This is a genomic window from Sphaerisporangium rufum, assembly GCF_016863395.1.
GTDB classification, from domain to species: Bacteria; Actinomycetota; Actinomycetes; order Streptosporangiales; family Streptosporangiaceae; genus Sphaerisporangium; species Sphaerisporangium rufum.
In genome coordinates this window covers 19,924-36,674 of record NZ_BOOU01000050.1, presented here as the reverse complement: position 1 = coordinate 36,674, position 16,751 = coordinate 19,924, and the positions used below count along the sequence as shown (strand labels likewise).

Sequence of the window (16,751 nt, the reverse complement as noted above, 5' to 3'; positions counted from 1 at the left end):
GGAGGTGTCGCGGAGACGATCGGCGCCGAGTAGCCGACGATGTCGGCGCTGGACCGCGAGTAGCTGCGGGCGTGGATGGCGTCGCTGGTGTTGCCCTCGATGGTGTAGACCGTGCCGGACGTCGCGGAGGTGACGATGCCCACGTGGTCGATGTCGCCGTTGTGGTCCCAGTCGAAGACCAGCGAGTCGCCCGGCTGCGGGGTGTAGCCGCTGGACCGGGTGTGCCAGGTGCCGTACTTGACCCCGTAGTCCTTGAACGAGCTGGCCCAGCCGGTCAGCACTCCCCCGGCCGTCTCGGCCACGTCCGCGTGGTCCACGCCGGCGCTCTGCCAGACGTACTTGGCGAAGTCCGCGCACCAGTCGCTGTCGCGGAACTTCACCCCGTCGGCGGAACCGCAGCCCGAGGACGACTTCCAGGTGCGGAAAAGGCCGGTGTAGTAGTTGCAACCGCTGCCGGCCGGCCGCTCGACGTTGCGGTCGGAGTCACCCAGCTCCCGCTGCGCCACGCTCACGATGTCGCCGCGGGTGGCGGCGGACGCGGGCGTCACCAGCGCCAGTTCCAGTCCGGCCAGGGCGACGACCCCCGCCGCCAGCCCGCCGGCGATGCGCCGCACCCGGTACCCCGTGCTCTCCATGAGGTTCTCCTCGTCTCGATGTCGCTGAGTACGAGGATCCGGCGCCGGCCTCCAGCTCTTCTGCAACCGTGCTGCAGCCCGCGGGGTCGTGCTGTCAAACCGCTGGAACCCGCCTGTAACTTCACTGGAATCAGCCGGTCGGCGAGGTTCCGGCGAGTTCGGCGTACTCGCGGGTGCCGTAGCGCCAGAAGACCTCCATCGCCTCGGCGCGTACCTCGCGCGCCGCGCGGTCCTCTCCCCGGGCGTCGTGCAGCTCCGCCAGGTCGCGCAGGCAGCGGGCCCGGTACAGCGGGAGCCGCAGCGCCTCGAACCGCTCGATGGCCTCGCGCAGGTACGCCTCGGCCTCGGCGGTCCCGCCGGTCGCCAGGCACAGCTCGCCCAGGGTGCGCAGGGTGAGCGCCTCGCCCCAGCGGTCGTCCATGGACCGGGCCAGGGCCAGCACCGCCTCCAGCGGCTCGCGCGCACCGGCCGGGTCGCCGCGGCGCAGCCGGGCCTTGGCCCAGGTTCGCCGCGCGTACGATTCCAGCAGCCGGTCCCCCAGCTCGGTGAAGATCTGCAGGGATCGCCCCGCGCAGTCCTCGGCGGCGGCCGGATCGTCCGCCGCCAGGTGGTACAGCGCCATCGTCCGCCAGCTGAGCCCCTCGCCGCGGCGGCTGCCCGCCGCCCGGTACAGCTCGAGCGCCTCGGCCAGCCGACTCCGCGCCGGTTCCAGCTCGCCGCGCTCCAGGAGTACCGAGCCGGTCATCCGCAGCACGTGGGCCAGCACCGCCGGGTCGTCGTGGCCGCGCCACCTCTCCTCGGCCAGGCCGAGGTAGCGCAGCGCCTCCGGCAGATGCCCCTGCTCGCGGCAGACGCTGCCCACCAGCGCCAGCACGACGCTCTCGCCCCGGACGTCGCCGGCCGACCGGAAACGCCGCAGCGCCTGGCCGAGGTGCTCGCGGGCCTCGACGAACCGGTCCTGCTCCATCCGGACCTGGCCCAGCGCGGCCAGCAGCGCCGCCTCGCCGGCCGCGTTGCCGGTCCGCCGGACGGCCCCCAGCGCCGCGTCGTGGATGCGCTCCCAGGCGACGAAGTTGTTCTCGAAGATGAGCACGGAGGCGCAGGCGGCCGAGGCCAGCTCGACGGCGAGCTCGTCCAGATCCTCGGCGGCGGCCCGCTCGGCGCCGACCACCAGGCTCTCCTCCTCCGCCCGGATCCACCCCGCCGGCTCGGCGAGTACCGCGTCCTCGACCTCCGGATCCACCGGGACGGCGTGCCGCGAGCCGGCGCGCAGGGTGGGCGTGCCCGGCGGGACGGCCTCACCGGCGCGGTCCAGCAGCCACAGCCAGCCGCCGAGCACCCGGCGCAGCCCGTTCCGTAGCTCGTCGCCCACGTCCTCCACCTCGGCCTGCTCGCGGGCGAACAGGCGGATGAGGTCGTGCAGGCGGTAGCGGACGCCGCCTGCCGGATCCATGCCGTCCACGTCGGCCAGCGAGGCGTCGACCAGCTGCTCCAGCAGTCGCTCCGCCTCCAGGTCGCCGGTGTCCAGGGCCGCGGCGGCCACCCAGGCGGGAAAGTGCGGCAGCCCCAGCCAGCCGAGGTGCCGCAGCGCCCGCCGGGCCGGTCGGGACAGCAGGTCGTAGCTGAGCTTGATGCTCGCGCGCACCTCCTGGTCGCCCACGGCCAGCTCGTCCAGCCGGTGCCGCTCGTCGGCCAGGCGCCGGGTGAAGTACTCGACCGACCACTGCCGGCGGGCGGCGAGCCGGGCACCGGCCACCCGGATGGCGAGCGGCAGCGCGCCGCACTGCCGGATGATCCGCAACGCGCCGTCGGGCTCGGCGGCGACCCGGTCCGGCCCGGCGATCCGGCCGAGCAGTTCGAGGGCGGCATCGGTGCCGAGCACGCCGAGGTCGGTCAGCAGCGATCCGGCCAGGCCGGCCAGCCGGCTGCGCGAGGTGACCACGACGGCACAGCCGGCCGAGCCCGGCAACAGCGGCCTGACCTGGGTTTCCCCGGCCGCGTCGTCCAGCACGACCAGCACCCGGCGGCCGGCCAGCAGCGTGCGGTAGCGGTTGACCCGCTCCTCGGTCCCGGCGGGCAGCTCGGCGGCCGGCACGCCGAGTTCGCGCAGCAGCCGGGCGAGTACCGCGTCCGGCGTGACGGCGTCGGCGGTGCCGCGCAGCTCGACGTGCACCTGCCCGTCCGGGTAGTGGCCGGCGACGTCGTGGGCGACCCGCAGGGCCAGGGCCGACTTGCCGGCGCCGCCGGCCCCGGAGATCACGCAGATGGGGCTGGCGTCCGGCCGGGCGAGGGCCTCGCGCAGCGCCGCCCGCTCGCCACCGCGTCCGGTGAAGTCGAACGGGGCGGGCGGCAGCTGCTGCGGGCGGACCGGGCGGCCCTCGCCTCGGTCCGGCCGTTCGGACCGCCCGGCGTCCGGCCGGCCGGAGATCGCGTCGGAACGGCCGGCCGGGGAATCGGTGCGGCCGGGAGCCGGGTCCGGATGGCCGGCGGAGTGGGGACGGCCGCCGGGATGGCCAGGGGCGGCGACCCGCGGCTCCCCGGTGGATCGCGAGGCGTCCTCAGCGCCCGCGGCGTGCCCGGCGTGGCCGGGGTGCTCGATGTCCTGGCCGTCCCCGGCAGGTCGGACGGGGGCGGCCGCCGCGGCCGCGGGCCGGGCCGGCGGCCGCGCCGGACGGACGGCGGGACCGGCGCCCTGGGCGGCCCCCCGGCCCGCGGCGCTTCCCCGGCCCGCGGCGGCCTCCCGGCCCGCGGCGGCCTCCCGGCCCGCGGCGGCGTCCCGGGGGGAGCCGGCGTCCGGAGCCGGTGCCGGGCGGGCGCCGGTGGCGGGCGACCGCCCAGGGGCGGCGCGCCCCGGACCGGCGAGGGCCGGATCGCCGCGCAGGATCGCCTCGTGCAGGCGGCGCAGCTCCGGCCCCGGGTCGATGCCCAGCTCGGCGGCCAGCGCCGCCGCGCCGCGCCGGTACTCGGCCAAGGCGTCGCCCTGGCGCCCGGCCCGGTACAGGGCCAGCATCAGGTGCCCGCGCAGCACTTCGTGCAGGGGATGGCGGCCGGCCAGCTCGGTCAGCTCGCCGATCAGCCGGTCCGGCCGGCCGGTCTCCAGCTCGGCCGCGATCCGCTCGCCGGTCACGGTGAGCCGCAGCTCGTCCAGCCGGCGGCCGTCGATCTGCGGCAGCACCTCCCCGGTGCCGCCGAGCGCCGGCCCGCGCCACAGCGCCAGCGCGGCACGGTAGGCCCCGGCGGCCTCCTCGGGCCGGCCGGCCGCGGCCGCCGTCCGCGCCTCGGCGACCCGCCGCTCGAAGACGTGCAGGTCGAGGGTGCCGGGCGGGATCTCGGCAAGATAGCCGATGCGATGCGAGCCGATGACCGCGGGCAGGCCCGCCCGGGCCAAGGAACGCCGCAGCGAGGATACGTAGGTCTGCAGGACCGCCCGGGCGGTGCCCGGCGGCCGGTCGCCCCAGACCGCGTCCACCAGCCGCTCGCCGGGGACCGCGCGGCCCGCCTCCAGCAGCAGGGCGGCGAGCAGCGCCCGGGGCTTCGCCCCGCCCAGCGGCACCTGCCGGGTGCCGTCCCAAACCTCTACCGGGCCGAGGATCCGGAACTCCATGGGGCCACCCTGGCACGCGGCCGGTCCGCCCGGCCATCTCTGAGGTGGGAGATCACCCGGCGTGATCGAACAGGTGTGGATCGCTTCACCCGCCGGGACCGCCGATTCTGTCGGGCCGCTTTGGCAAGATCTGGCTGTTGGCGGAATGCCGAGGGGGCCTCACCCATGAGCGATGCGACGGCGTCGGATTACGCCTGGTTCACCGAGACGTACCGCGGGAGCTTATGCGTCTCGGGCTTCTGCCTGACCCTGGTGCGCGACCTGTCACCCGCCGAGGTGCTGGCCCGGATCGGCGGCACCGGCGCGGGCGACCCGCCGCTGCACGCCTACGCGGCCGCGGGCGGTGCCGCGCTGCTGGAGCCGGCCGGCCACGCCGGCACCCTGGCCGAGACGACCCGGCTGCTGTCCCGGGGCACGGCGACCGCCACCGTGGCGCTGGACGCCGCCGGCGCGCTGTCGTTCCTGTACGCCGTGGACGGGCGGCTGGTCACCGGCCTGGCGGACGGCGGGACCACCCGGTTCGGTGCCGCGCCGGACCGGCTGCGCCACCAGCTGCGGGAGATCTGCCGCGCCGGTGACCCGCCGGCCCCGGTCCCGGCGGCGCTGGCGCTGGCCGAGCGGGCGGCCGGGGTGCGGCTGGCCCCCGGCCACCTGTGCGGGCCCGCGCTCACCGGCTCGGCCGGGCACCTGTACTGAGGGCGCCCGGCCGGCCCGGGTCAGGGCGTGTCGGCGCGGCCCGCCAGTTCCAGGTCGGCGAGCGCCGCGTCCAGGCAGCCGGCGAGCGGATGCCCGGAGTCGGCGAGCAGCGCGGCGACCAGCAGCGGCGCGTGCGCCGCCGTCACCTGCGCGTCCAGCGGGATCCCGCCGTCCTGGTGCTGGTGGACGCCGAGCGCGGCGGCCACCAGCATCACCAGCACGTCCGGGTCGGCCCGCGGGTACACCGGGGCGGCGGCCCGCGCGCACCGGGCGACCAGGGCCCGCACGTCGTCCGCGGTCATCCCGCCCGGATGTGCGTCCTCCAGCAGCAGGCGCGCCATGGCCCCGAGGACGAGGCCGGTGTGCTCGGGGTCGAGCGCGCCGAGCCGGGTGACCGATGCGGCGTACGCCTCGGGGTCGCCGGACCGGGCGGCGGTCACCGCGCCGGTGACGGCCGCGGCGACCGACCGGGCCGGTTCGGGCAGCGGGCGCCGGCCCGGGCCGCCGGCGGCGTCCGTGGTGTGCATCGCTCCTCCTCGCGGGATGGCCGTCTGGGCCGCGGCCAGCATGCCACGTCCGTGCGCCGCGCGCGGCCCGGCCCGGCCGGTCAGGCCCGGTCGACGACGGCGGGGCGGCGGGGGTCGTCCATCCGCACCACCACGTCGGCCGCCTCCTGCGGCATCACCTCGGCCCGGTAGCGCTCGAAGGCGGGCAGGGTCCACCGCCGCTCCGGGCCGGTGCGGCGGGCCAGCGCCCCGGGTGACAGCCACAGGTGCACGCTGACCTCGAAGGGCAGCCAGCGGCCGAGCAGCAACGCGCCGGACAGCACCAGCACCCCGCCGGCCGGCACGGTCAGGTAGGGCGCGCGGGTGGCCCGGTCGGTGGCGCTGTCCCACAAGGTGGGCAGCACCCGCCCGGTGCCGCCCGGCTCCAGCGGGCCGAGCACCTCCCGGTCCAGCGCCCGGTAGTCGACCCAGCCGTCGTAGTAGGCGTCGGGGTCGGTGCGGCCGTGCTCCAGGCGCAGCGACGCCGGGCGCAGGAAGTCGGCCGCGGCCACCCGGACGACCGGCCGGCCGCGCAGCCGCAGCGGGGCGACCAGGGCGTCGGCCAGCTCGTCCGGTGCGGCGGCGGGAGCGCCGTCCACCGCGACCCGCACGAAGGGCGTGCCCGGCGCCGCGGCCACCCGGTCGGCCAGCTCGGCGACCAGCGCCTCGGGGGTGATGGGGCGGGCGCGCATGAGCCCATCCTCGCGGATCGGCGGCCGGCCCGGACGCCCGGCTCCGGGGTGGGCGGCGATCGCCGGTGACCGGGGCCGGCGAGGGAGCGGCGACGGGGCAGCGACGGGGGTGGCGCGAAACTTTCACCGGGTTTTCGGCGACGCTCAGACCCGCGGCGGGCCGGCACCGGCCGCGACCTGCGGCGGCGCGGCAACGCGCCCGATGGCGGCAGGGATCGGAGATTCGCCCGGTTCCGCCGGGCACAGGGGCGACCTAATGTTTTCACCGCGGGAGCCCTTGCGCAATGCCGGTCGGCCGATCTCCCAGGAAGCGGGCCGGTGCCTCACCACCAGGTCCTCGACCACTCCTGGCCACGTGCCTGACCGCCCGGACCGCTCCGGCCGCCGGGCAGCGTGCCGCGACGGACGTGTCCGGAGTGCCGAGTGCCGACGTCGTGCCCCCTCGAAAGGTGTTCAATGAGAAGGCGACGAAATCTCACGCTGACCGGCCTCGCGGCGATGGCCGCCACCATGCTGGTGGTCGCGTTGTTCCCCAGCCTGGCGACCGCGCACGGCGCGATGATGATGCCGGGAAGCCGCACCTACCTGTGCTGGAAGGACGGCACCAGCTCCAGCGGTGACATCCAGCCGAAGAACCCGGCCTGCGCGGCGGCGGTGGCGAAGAACGGCCCGAACTCGCTGTACAACTGGTTCGCCGTGCTGCGTTCGGATGGCGGCGGCCGGATGGCCGGCTTCATCCCGGACGGGAAGCTGTGCAGCGGCGGCGCGATCGTGTACGACTTCAGCGGTTTCGACCTCGCCCGCAACGACTGGCCGGTGACCCACCTCACCTCCGGGGCGAACATCCAGTTCCGCTACAACAAGTGGGCCGCCCACCCGGGCTCGTTCCGCACCTACATCACCAAGGACAGCTGGAGCCCGACCCGCGCGCTGGCCTGGAGCGACCTGGAGTCCACGCCGTTCTACACCGCCCAGGACCCGCCGAGCGTCGGCTCGGTCGGCAGCGAGAGCGGCTACTATTACTGGAACGCCCAGCTGCCGTCGGGCAAGAGCGGCCGGCACATCATCTACTCGGTGTGGACCCGCAGCGACAGCCAGGAGACGTTCTACAACTGCTCCGACGTCGTCTTCGACGGCGGTAACGGCGAGGTGACCGGCGTCGGCTCCGGCGGCAACCCGTCGCCCGGCCCGTCGCCGAGCGTCAGCCCGTCCCCGGGCACCAGCCCGTCGCCCGGTACCAGCCCGTCCCCGGGCACCAGCCCCACTCCGGGCACCAGCCCGGGGCCGAACCCGTCGAACGGCTGCTCGGCCAGCTTCAAGACGGTGAGCAGCTGGGGCGGCGGCTTCCAGGGTGAGGTGACGGTCAAGAACACCGGCTCCTCCACCATCAACGGCTGGAGCGTCAGCTGGAACCTGGGCAGCACGACGATCAACAGCGTGTGGAGCGGCACCTCGTCGGTCAGCGGTTCCACGGTCACGGTGAAGAACGCCGCCTGGAACGGCGGGGTGGCAGGCGGCGCCTCGACCACCTTCGGCTTCACCGCGAACGGTACGCCCGGCTCGCCCGCGCTGACCTGCACGGCGACCTAGCGGACCTGGCCGCGAGGACCCACCGAGGATCGCGCGACAATGGGCGGCGCCCGTCCTGGCCATGATGGCCGGGGCGGGCGCCGCTCGCCGTCGCGGCCCCGCCGGTGCGGGTGGACATCCGGCCGGCGGTCTCCATACACTTCGACATATGAATGACCGTTCAAACGTCGTGGCCGCCGAACCGGACTCCTGCGCCGCGCCGGTGGTCGACGCCGAGCGGGTGGCGGCGGTCCGCCGCGCCCTCCCGCCGGCCGAGACGGTGGTGGATCTGGCCGAGGTCTTCGGCCTGCTCGCCGACCCCGGCCGGCTGCGCACCGTGACGGCGCTGCTGGAGGGCGGCGAGATGTGCGTGTGCGACCTGGCCGCGGCGACCGGCCAGAGCATGTCGGGCACCTCGCACGCGCTGCGGCTGCTGCGGATGCGCCAGGTGGTCCGGGTCCGGCGGTCCGGGCGGATGGCGTACTACCAGCTCGCCGACTCGCACGTCCGCATGCTGCTCGACCTCGCGCTCGCCCACACCCGGCACGCCGGAGCGGGTGATGGCTGAGGCGTCGCGCGCCCGGACCGCCGGGGGGCGCGACGGGGGGCACGGTGGCGGGCACGGTGGCGGGCACGGTCATGGTCACGGGCACGCCATCGCGGCTGACACCGACCGGCGCTACCTGACGGCCGCGCTCGCACTCATCGTGGCGTTCATGGTCGTGGAGGTGACGGTCGGCGTCATCGCGGCCTCGCTGGCGCTGATCTCCGACGCCGCGCACATGCTCACCGACGCCATGGCGATCGTGCTGGCGCTGGTCGCGATGCGCATCGCCCAGCGCCCGCCGCACGGCGGCTTCACCTACGGCCTCAAGCGGGCGGAGATCGTCTCGGCGCAGGCGAACGGCATCACCCTGCTCCTGCTCGGCGGCTACTTCGTCTACGAGGGCGTCACCCGGCTGGTCGCGCCGCCCGAGGTGCGCGGCGCGCTGGTAGTAGCCACCGGCCTGGCGGGCATCGTGGTGAACCTGGCCGCGACCTGGACGCTGCGCCGGGCCGACCGCTCGCGCCTGCACGTCGAGGGGGCCTACCAGCACATCCTCAACGACCTGATCGCCTTCATCGCCACCACGGTGGCCGGCGCGGTGATCTGGGCGACCGGCTGGAACCGGGCGGACGCCGTCGCCGCGCTGGTGGTGGCCGGGCTGATGTTCAAGGCCGGCTGGGGACTGGTGCGCGACTCCGGGCGCGTGTTCATGGAGGCGGCGCCGGCCGGGACGAACCCGGCGGAGATCGGCCGGCGGACCGCCGCCCTCGAGCACGTGGTGGAGGTGCACGACCTGCACATCTGGGAGGTCACCTCCGGGTACGCGGCGTTGTCGGCGCACATCCTGGTGCGGCCGGGCGCCGACTGCCATCAGGTCCGGCTGGCCGCGGAGCGGCTGGTGCGGGAGGAGTACGGCATCGAGCACACGACGCTGCAGGTGGACCACGCGACGCCGGAGCTGCTCACCATCGGCCGCGACACCCCGCACTGCGCCGACCCGCACGGGCCGGCGCACCGGGCCGGCCCGGCCGCCGGGTCGTCCGACGGGGCCGGTGAGGATGGCCGTCCAGCCCGCTGAACCGGCCCGACGGAAATATCACGCCGAGCGTCCATGGAGTTGCCCAAAAGGTGGGCATGAGTCGGCGAATTACAGGAAGCTGAGGCCGCCCTGTACTGACATCCCTGGCAAGGACGGCAAACCATGGCAAATGCCTTACATGCTCTCGAAAATGAAGAAAGAGGGTTTTATCTCGCACACAGCGTATTCAGCGATCCCGGTGACCCCCGCCGGCTGTCCAGCATCCCCCGCGAGCCCGAGCGGCTGGCGCGGATGGTGCGCGAGCTGCTGATCCACCGCGAGGAGGCGCCGCTGTTCGGCTTCGACCTCCCCGACAGCCGCCGCAACGAGGCCGAGACCCGGTACGTCTCGGAGATCCTGCGCATCATCTCCGAGCGCGACGGCATGCCGCTCACCACGGCCCGCCCGCCGGCCCGGCGCTTCGCCGGCAGCTGCCGCGACTTCGCCCTGCTGTTCTGCTCGCTGCTGCGCGCCACCGGCGTGCCGGCCCGCATCCGGTGCGGTTTCGCCGCCTACTTCGTCCCGGGCCGCAACGAGGACCACTGGGTCGCCGAGTACTGGCGGCCGGAGACCGGCTGGACGCTGGTGGACGTGCAGTTGCTGGCGCCCGAACTGATGGACGCGTTCGGCATCCCGTTCGACCCGATGGACGTGCCGCGCGACCGCTTCCTGGTGGCCGGAGCCGGCTGGCGGGCCTGCCGCGCCGGCGAGGCCGACCCCGAGACGTTCGGCGTGTCGATCCTGCACCTCTCCGGCATGGACTTCGTACAGAGCAACGTCGTACGCGATCTCGCCGCCCTCAACAAGGTCGAGGTGCTGCCCTGGGACGGCTGGGACCTGGCGGAGAAGGTGCACAAGGACCTGGTCGACGCCGAGCGCCGGCTGCTGGACGAGGTCGCCGAGACCGAGGTCGCCGGCGGGCCGTTCCACCGGCTGCGACAGCTCTTCCTGGCCAACCCGGGGCTGCGCACGCCGTCCGCGGTCATCTCCCGGACGACCTACGGAGGCACCCGGACGGTCACCCTGCGCTCGTGACGCCCGGCGCCGCAGCGTCGCGCCCACGCGGGCGCCCGGCCGGCGCGGCCGGGCGGCCGATACGGGCCAGCAGCCCGCGCAGCACGTCGCCGGCGTGCGTCCACAGCAGCGCGGCCCCCGCGTCGGGCACCACGTGCCGGCGCGCCGTCGGGATGCGCAGCTCCAGCGAGGCGCCGAGGTCTGGTGAGTGCACCGGCGAGACGTCGAGCATCCCGTACCACAGGTCCACCGGGACCTTGATGGCCTCCGGGTCGAACGGCCACGGGCTCATCGTCAGCGCGGTGTCGCGCGCGTAGCCCGACGGCCCCTGCGCCAGGCCGTCGGCCAGCGCCCGGCGGTAGGCGTCCTGGAAGAACGGCTCGGTGTAGACGGCCCGGTCCGCGGCCGAGCTGACCGCGAGCACCAGATGCCGCAGCACGTCGGGGTCGGCGCCGAGCGGGTGGAAGGACGCCTCCGCGCCCGCCGGGTCGGTGGCGACGGCGTCCACCAGCAGCCCGATCTCCGCCGCCAGCAGGGGGGCGATCCCCGGCGCGGCCAGCTCGTCGGTGCCCGACACGACGGCGACGCCGGTGACCACCCCGGCGGCGGCGCAGGCCAGCGCGAACGGCCCGCCGGCGGAGAATCCGACGGCGGCCGGCCCGTCCAGCCCGCGCCCGGCGGCGAACTCCTCGATGTCGCGGGCCCAGTCGGTGAGCGTGCGGGACGGCCACGGGTCGGAGGCGCCGAGACCGGGCCGGTCCACCGAGATCAGCCGTACCCCGAGCGGGTGCAGGACGCCGGCGCCGAAGCCGAACTCGCGGCCGGTGCCCGCCCCCGGGCACAGCAGGACGGGCACGCCGTCGACCGGCCCCCATTCGGCCCAGCCGAGCCGGCGCCCGTCGCCGAGAACGTAGGTGCCGCGACGTGCGGGCGGGATGACACCATGGCCGGCCGCCGCGGTGTTCCGCGTTTCCATCCGGCCAGTATTCCGGATCGGGCCGGCCAGGTGCAGGGGCATGTCCCCGGAAGTCGCGATGAACATTCGCCTTTTCCCGGCCCGGCGGGCGGCGGTGCGGCGGCGGTTCAGCCGTGGGCGCCGGCGAGCCGTTCGGCCCACGAGTGCTCACCGTAAGCGGTATCGATGGCCCAGGCCAGCCAGTCCCGCTGCGCGCCGGTGAGCACCGGCAGCACCTCGAGGAAGTCCTTCTCGTCCTTGGCGCGCGGGCGCTTCGCCTTGTAGTACAGCTGCACCTCGGGTGCCAGATAGGGGATCCCCACCGCGGAGCGGTGCCCGAGGGCGGCGATCGGGCGGCGCACCCGGGCGCAGCGCCGGGAGATCCAGTCCTCGCCGTCGGACTCGTCGAGCATCACCTGGATCCGCCACGGCTCGGTCGGCCCGGGCCGGCACCAGATGTCCCGCACGCTGCCCGGCAGCACCTCGCCCGGCGCCCAGGGCCGCAGCACCCCGGGCGGATCGGCCGCCCACCACTCCCAGCCGGACAGGGCGCGCTGCGCCGACAGCTGATCCGGGCGCAGCAGCAGCACGTCAATGTCGGCGTGGTCGCGGAAGGACCGGCCCACCGCCAGCTCGATCGCGTACCCGCCGGCCAGCCACCAGGGCCGTCCGGTCGCCGAGAAGTGGGCGGCCACGTCGGGTAAGGGCGCGGGGTCCCACGCGCCTAACGGTGTCTCCCTGCGCGTCATGCGACCATCTTGGCCGGAGATCATCAAGACTGTGGGGATCTTCGGTAAATCCTGGTCCGGCGCCCGGCCGGATGCACCGGAGAACGGGCGGCCGGCCGGTCGCCGCTCAGAGGGCCAGTGCCTGCTCGATGCGCCGCAGGTTGTGCCGGGCCAGGGCGAGGTTGGCCCGCTGCCGGTCGAGCACGAGGTACAGGAAGAGGTTCCCCCGGGCCGTCGGCAGCAGCCGGATGATGTGGTACTGCGTGCTCAGCGTGATCAGGATGTCCTCCACGCTGTCGTCGAGGTTCAGCGAGCTCAGCGTGCGCATCTTGGCGCGGACCACGTCGGTGTTGCCCGCCGCCGCGACCTCGAGGTCCAGCTCGCGGCCTCCGCCGACCGCGCCCAGGCACATGCCGCTCTCGTAGTCGACGAGCGAGGCGCCCTGCGCCCCCTCGGTGGCCATCGCTTCCTTGAGGGCGGTTTCGATGTTCATCGGACTCTTTCCGGACGACGATGAGGGACCCGCCGGCGGGACGACGCCCGTGACAGGTGGTAACAAACGGGATTCGGTACCCGTTTGTGATTGATGATACTTAAAGTACCCTTACCGTCTGCGGATAGTGAAGGGGAACGTGGTGTCCGAGATACCGGGAGCGGCGGCCGGCCCCGGCGACCAGATCGCACCCGCCCTGCTCCGCTGCGGTACCGAACGCTTCTCCGGCGTCCTGCGGATCGGCGGCGGTCCCGGCGGTGACGTGCATCTCCGGGACGGCCTGGTGATCGCCGCCACCACTCCCGCGGCTCCCGGCCCGGAGTCGGTGCTGCTCCGCGCGACAGGCGTCAGCGAGGAGGCCTGGAGCCAGGCCTACCGCGCCGGCGCCCCGGCCGGTGAACTCGGCGCGGCCCTGGTGGCCGAACGGGCCGTCGGCGCCGCCGGTCTGGAGGTGATCTGCCTGACCGCGCTGTTCGACGCGCTGTTCGCCATGGTCGCCTCGGGGGCGTACCGCTGCACCGCCGAGCCGGCCGGACCCGGCGATCTGTCCCCGGCGCTGCCGGTGTCACCGGGCATCACGCCGGACCGCCTGGTCCGCGAGACCCGGCGCCGGCTGGCCGCCGCGGCTCCGTGGCGGGACCTCGGCGTCACCCCGCGCGCCCGCCCGCTCGCCACCCGTCCCGCCGATCCGGCCGCACCGCGCCCGGACGAGTTGCGCCACGCCGTGCTGCGCCTCGCGAACGGCCGGCGGACGGTCCGCGACATCGCCTTCGCCCTCGGCCGCGGGCTGTTCCCGGTGATGGGCGAGGCGGCCCACATGGTCGCGGCCGGCCTCCTCACCCTGGCCCCGGCGGACGCCGAGACCGGCCCGGTCCCCCTGCCCGGGGAGGGGGCGGCGCCGGCCGGCCCGGCGCGCGCGGCCCCGGTGCCGGACGGCGGGCTGCTCCCCCGGCGGCGGCGCGGCGCCAGCGGGGCCGGCCAGATCCCGCCGCCTCCCGCCGCCGGCCCGCCGCCCGCGGCGAGATCGCTCGCCGTGCGAGACATCCGGACGGCCGCCGCGCACGAAGAACAACCGTGACGCCGCTCCGGGACGTACCGGACGGCCCACACCGGGCACGCGCCCACCGGCCGGCCGGACCGGCACGACGAGAGGATCCAGCGAATGAGTCTTGACGCGGTGATGGCGGAGCTGCGGGAGTTCAGGGACCGGGTGACCGGCGTGGCGGAGTCCGCCGTCGCGTCGGTGGACGGCCTGCTGGTCGCCGCCGACACCGACGGAGCCCGCCCGGAGGCGCTGGCCGCGCTGGCGGCCGCCACCCTCGGCCTCGGCAAGCGCACCGGGCATGAGGTGGGGCTGGGCGACCTGCGCGAGGTGGTGATCCGCTGCCGCCAGGGCTACATCGTCGTCTACGCGGTACGCGCCGAGGGCCTGCTGGTGGTGCTGGCCGACGAGGGCCTGGACGTCGCCCGGCTGCACCTGGCCGCCCAGCCGACCATCGACCGGCTCGGCACCCTGCTGTCCGGCTCGCGCGCCCGCTGACCGGCGCCCGGGGCGCGGCTCAGGTGTCGAAGTCGACGGTCACCTCCGCCGAGACCGGCAGCGACTGGCAGGTCAGCACGTACCCGGCGGCCACCTCGGCCGGCTCCAGCGCGAAGTTGCGGCGCATGCGCACCTCGCCGGCGGTCACCCGGGCCCGGCAGGTCCCGCACACCCCGCCCTTGCACGCGAACGGCAGGTCCGGCCGCACCCGCTGCGCGCCCTCCAGCACGGTGACGTCCCGCGGCAGCGCCACCTCGGTGGCCCGCCCGTCCAGGTGGACGGTCACCGCGGCGGTCCCGGTGCCGCCGGGCGCGGGCGCCGGCCGGACCGGCTCCGGCGGCGGCTCGTCCACGTAGAACAGCTCGCGGTGCACCCGCTCGCCGGGGACGCCCAGCTCGCCGAGCACCAGGCGCGCGTCCCGCACCATGCCGTACGGCCCGCACAGCCACCAGTGCGCGACCCGCGGCACCGGGGTGAGCGCGGGCAGCAGCCGGCGCAGCCGGGCCGCGTCCAGCCGGCCGCTGAACAGCTCGGGCTCGCGCGGCTCCCGGGACAGCACGTGGAACAGCGCCACCCGGCCGGGCGCGGAGTCCTTCAGGTCGGCCAGCTCCTCGGCGAACATGACGGTCCGCGAGCTGCGGTTGCCGTAGAAGATCGTCACCTCGGTGCCCGGGCGGGCCAGCAGGGAGGCGGCCATCGACAGCACCGGCGTGATGCCCGAACCGGCGGCGACGAACGCGTGGTGCCCGGGCCGGTCGAGGTCGGGGGTGAAGCGCCCGGCCGGCGGCAGCGCCGCCACCCGGTCGCCCGGCCGCAGGTCGTGGACCAGCCGGGCGGAGAACAGCCCGCCGGGCACCTCGCGGACGCCGATGCGCGGCGCGGCGCCGGCCGGGGCGCAGATCGAGTACGACCGGCGTTCCTCGCGGCCGTCGACCGTCATCCGCAGGGTCAGCGACTGCCCGGGCCGGAAGGCGAAGTCGGCCGCCGACTCCGGCGGCACGTCGAAGGTGACCGCCACCGCGTCCTCGCACAGCCGGTCGACCCGGGCCACCGTCAGGTCGGTGAACCCGCTCCGCCGCCGGTCGCGCACCCCGGCCAGGGTCATCGCCGCACCTCCGGCCGTCCACCGGCCCGGCCGCTCGCGGCGACCCGGCCCGAGAGCCGGCCCGAGAGCCGGTCGCGGCCCGGGCCGCGGAGCCGGTCGCGGGGCCGGTTGCGGCCCGGGCCGCGGTGCGGGACGGGCATCTCATATCTCCTTGACGTGCTCGAACGGCTCCCGGCAGTCCTGGCACCACCACAGCGCCGTGCAGGCGGTGGCGCCGAACCGGGAGCGCTCCTCGGTCCGGCCGGCCCCGCAGCGCGGGCAGGGCACGCCGCGACGCGGGCCGAGGCTCAGCGGCACCGGCCCGGACGCCCGGGCGGGCGCCGCGCCCGGCGGGGCGAGGCCCGCCTCGGCCAGCCGCCGCCGGCCGCGCTCGGTGATCCAGTCGGTGGTCCACGGCGGCGCCAGCCGGGTCCGCACCTCGACCGGCGCGTAGCCGGCGGCGCGCAGCGCGGCCGCCACGTCGGCGCGGATGGCCGCCATCGCCGGGCAGCCGCTGTAGGTGGGGGTGATGGTGACCACCACCCCGGCGGGCGTCTCGTCGACCGCGCGCAGGATGCCGAGGTCGGCGAGCGTCACCACCGGCAGCTCGGGGTCGGCGACCTCGGCCGCCACCTGCCAGGCCCGCCCGCTCACCAGGCCGCCCCGGGATGGGCGCGGGCGACGCTCTGCAGCTCGGCCAGCAGAGTGGCCAGCGCCGGGGTGTGCTCGCCGGCCCGCCCGGCGGCGCGTACCGGCCCGGGCCGCTCCGGCGGCCGGGCCAGGGTGGCGGCGGTCAAGACCTGGTCCAGCACCTGGTCGAACTCCGCCCGCAGCCCGGCCGGGTCCGCCGCGACGCCGGCCGCGGCCAGCCGCGCCTCCACCTCGTGCCGGGCGAACAGCTCGGGCACCAGCGGCCAGACCGCCGCCAGCCCGGCGGCCATCCGCTCCCGCGAGTACGCGGTGCCGTCGCCGAGCCGGACGACCCAGCCCGCCGCGTAGTCGCGGTGGTAGGCGACCTCCTTGACCCCCTTGGCGGCCACCGCGGCCAGCACCGGATCGCGCGAGCCGGCCAGCCGGTCCAGCAGCGCCAGCCGCCAGGCGGCGAAGACCAGCAGCCGGGCCATCGCGTGCCCGAAGTCGCCGTTCTCCGCCTCCACCAGCCGGACGTTGCGGAACCCTCCGGGGTCGCGCAGGTAGGCCAGCGCGTCCTCGTCCCGGCCGGCCCCCTCGGCCGCGCCGGCCCGGGACAGCAGCAGCCGGGCCTGGCCGAGCAGGTCGAGGGCGATGTTGGCCAGCGCGACCTCCTCCTCCAGCTCGGGGGCGCGGGTGCACCATTCCTGCAGGCGATGCGACATGACCAGCGCGTCGTCGCCGAGCATCAGGCAGTAGCCGGCCAGGTCGGCGGCGTCCACCCCGGACGGCACCCGGGTGTCCACGCCGGCGAGCGGGTCGGCGAAGCCGGTGCCGTACGCCCAGCGCGGGTCGTCGCCCTCGTTCAGCGCCTCGTAGGCGTTGCCGGGCTCCGCCGCGGCAGCCGCCGCGGGGTGTTCTGTGGCTCGTTCTGGAGACAT

17 protein-coding genes are annotated in these 16,751 nt (G+C 75.8%); 7 read left to right on the top strand and 10 right to left on the bottom strand.

Annotation, left to right across the window (positions count from 1 at the left end; genetic code table 11):
- On the bottom strand, positions 1 to 635 hold a 635-nt coding region (locus tag Sru01_RS17790; protein ID WP_203986858.1), incomplete at its 3' end, for a CHAP domain-containing protein.
- Between the two features lie 130 nt (positions 636 to 765).
- A complete protein-coding gene (locus Sru01_RS17785) occupies positions 766 to 4,239 on the bottom strand; it encodes an AfsR/SARP family transcriptional regulator (protein ID WP_203986856.1) in 3,474 nt (1,157 codons plus the stop codon).
- Between the two features lie 165 nt (positions 4,240 to 4,404).
- On the opposite strand from Sru01_RS17785, the gene Sru01_RS17780 reads away from it, so the two are divergent.
- Entirely contained in the window at positions 4,405 to 4,935 is a 531-nt protein-coding gene (locus tag Sru01_RS17780) for a DUF6461 domain-containing protein (RefSeq protein ID WP_203986853.1), read from the top strand.
- A 20-nt stretch (positions 4,936 to 4,955) separates the two neighbouring features.
- Here Sru01_RS17780 and Sru01_RS17775 read toward each other — a convergent pair whose 3' ends face one another.
- Positions 4,956 to 5,462 (bottom strand): hypothetical protein, encoded by a 507-nt coding sequence (locus tag Sru01_RS17775; RefSeq protein WP_203986850.1) that lies wholly within the window; start codon positions 5,460 to 5,462, stop codon positions 4,956 to 4,958.
- Between the two features lie 80 nt (positions 5,463 to 5,542).
- Positions 5,543 to 6,172 carry a nucleoside/nucleotide kinase family protein gene (locus tag Sru01_RS17770; protein ID WP_203986847.1) on the bottom strand — a complete coding sequence of 210 codons (630 nt, stop codon included), beginning with the start codon at positions 6,170 to 6,172 and terminating at the stop codon, positions 5,543 to 5,545.
- Positions 6,173 to 6,628: 456 nt separating this feature from the next.
- Here Sru01_RS17770 and Sru01_RS17765 point away from each other — a divergent pair, with 456 nt between their 5' ends.
- The 4 genes from Sru01_RS17765 (at position 6,629) to Sru01_RS17750 (ending at position 10,401) form a co-directional block, all read left to right on the top strand.
- Complete coding sequence (locus tag Sru01_RS17765) at positions 6,629 to 7,762, top strand: lytic polysaccharide monooxygenase (RefSeq protein WP_203986843.1); 1,134 nt, start codon at positions 6,629 to 6,631, stop codon at positions 7,760 to 7,762.
- Between the two features lie 148 nt (positions 7,763 to 7,910).
- On the top strand, positions 7,911 to 8,309 hold the full coding sequence (locus Sru01_RS17760; protein ID WP_203986829.1) for an ArsR/SmtB family transcription factor: 399 nt from the start codon (positions 7,911 to 7,913) through the stop codon (positions 8,307 to 8,309).
- Positions 8,302 to 9,366 (top strand): cation diffusion facilitator family transporter, encoded by a 1,065-nt coding sequence (locus Sru01_RS17755; RefSeq protein ID WP_203986825.1) that lies wholly within the window; start codon positions 8,302 to 8,304, stop codon positions 9,364 to 9,366. Before Sru01_RS17760 ends, Sru01_RS17755 begins: the two co-directional genes overlap by 8 nt.
- Positions 9,367 to 9,489: 123 nt before the next feature.
- A complete protein-coding gene (locus Sru01_RS17750) occupies positions 9,490 to 10,401 on the top strand; it encodes a transglutaminase-like domain-containing protein (RefSeq protein WP_239137514.1) in 912 nt (303 codons plus the stop codon).
- Here Sru01_RS17750 and Sru01_RS17745 read toward each other — a convergent pair.
- The 3 genes from Sru01_RS17745 to Sru01_RS17735 form a co-directional block, all read right to left on the bottom strand.
- Positions 10,385 to 11,356 (bottom strand): alpha/beta fold hydrolase, encoded by a 972-nt coding sequence (locus Sru01_RS17745; RefSeq protein ID WP_203986822.1) that lies wholly within the window; start codon positions 11,354 to 11,356, stop codon positions 10,385 to 10,387. The genes Sru01_RS17750 and Sru01_RS17745 overlap by 17 nt on opposite strands.
- A gap of 107 nt (positions 11,357 to 11,463) precedes the next feature.
- Positions 11,464 to 12,084, bottom strand: coding sequence for a nucleotidyltransferase domain-containing protein (locus tag Sru01_RS17740; RefSeq protein WP_203986819.1), 621 nt, complete (start codon positions 12,082 to 12,084; stop codon positions 11,464 to 11,466).
- 106 nt (positions 12,085 to 12,190) lie between these two features.
- Positions 12,191 to 12,556 carry a hypothetical protein gene (locus tag Sru01_RS17735; protein ID WP_203986816.1) on the bottom strand — a complete coding sequence of 122 codons (366 nt, stop codon included), beginning with the start codon at positions 12,554 to 12,556 and terminating at the stop codon, positions 12,191 to 12,193.
- Positions 12,557 to 12,698: 142 nt separating this feature from the next.
- On the opposite strand from Sru01_RS17735, the gene Sru01_RS17730 reads away from it, so the two are divergent.
- Both Sru01_RS17730 and Sru01_RS17725 read left to right on the top strand, forming a co-directional pair.
- Positions 12,699 to 13,634: a hypothetical protein gene (locus tag Sru01_RS17730; RefSeq protein ID WP_203986813.1), complete on the top strand. Its 936-nt coding sequence runs from the start codon at positions 12,699 to 12,701 to the stop codon at positions 13,632 to 13,634.
- Between the two features lie 84 nt (positions 13,635 to 13,718).
- Positions 13,719 to 14,096 (top strand): roadblock/LC7 domain-containing protein, encoded by a 378-nt coding sequence (locus Sru01_RS17725; protein ID WP_203986810.1) that lies wholly within the window; start codon positions 13,719 to 13,721, stop codon positions 14,094 to 14,096.
- Between the two features lie 19 nt (positions 14,097 to 14,115).
- On the opposite strand, the gene paaE is transcribed toward Sru01_RS17725, so the two are convergent.
- From paaE to paaC, 3 genes are all read right to left on the bottom strand, one after another.
- Complete coding sequence (paaE, locus tag Sru01_RS17720; RefSeq protein ID WP_203986795.1) at positions 14,116 to 15,201, bottom strand: 1,2-phenylacetyl-CoA epoxidase subunit PaaE; 1,086 nt, start codon at positions 15,199 to 15,201, stop codon at positions 14,116 to 14,118.
- A gap of 141 nt (positions 15,202 to 15,342) precedes the next feature.
- Positions 15,343 to 15,837, bottom strand: coding sequence for a 1,2-phenylacetyl-CoA epoxidase subunit PaaD (paaD, locus tag Sru01_RS17715; protein ID WP_203986895.1), 495 nt, complete (start codon positions 15,835 to 15,837; stop codon positions 15,343 to 15,345).
- Positions 15,831 to 16,751 carry a 1,2-phenylacetyl-CoA epoxidase subunit PaaC gene (paaC, locus tag Sru01_RS17710; RefSeq protein ID WP_203986779.1) on the bottom strand — a complete coding sequence of 307 codons (921 nt, stop codon included), beginning with the start codon at positions 16,749 to 16,751 and terminating at the stop codon, positions 15,831 to 15,833. The genes paaD and paaC overlap by 7 nt, the downstream gene beginning before the upstream one ends.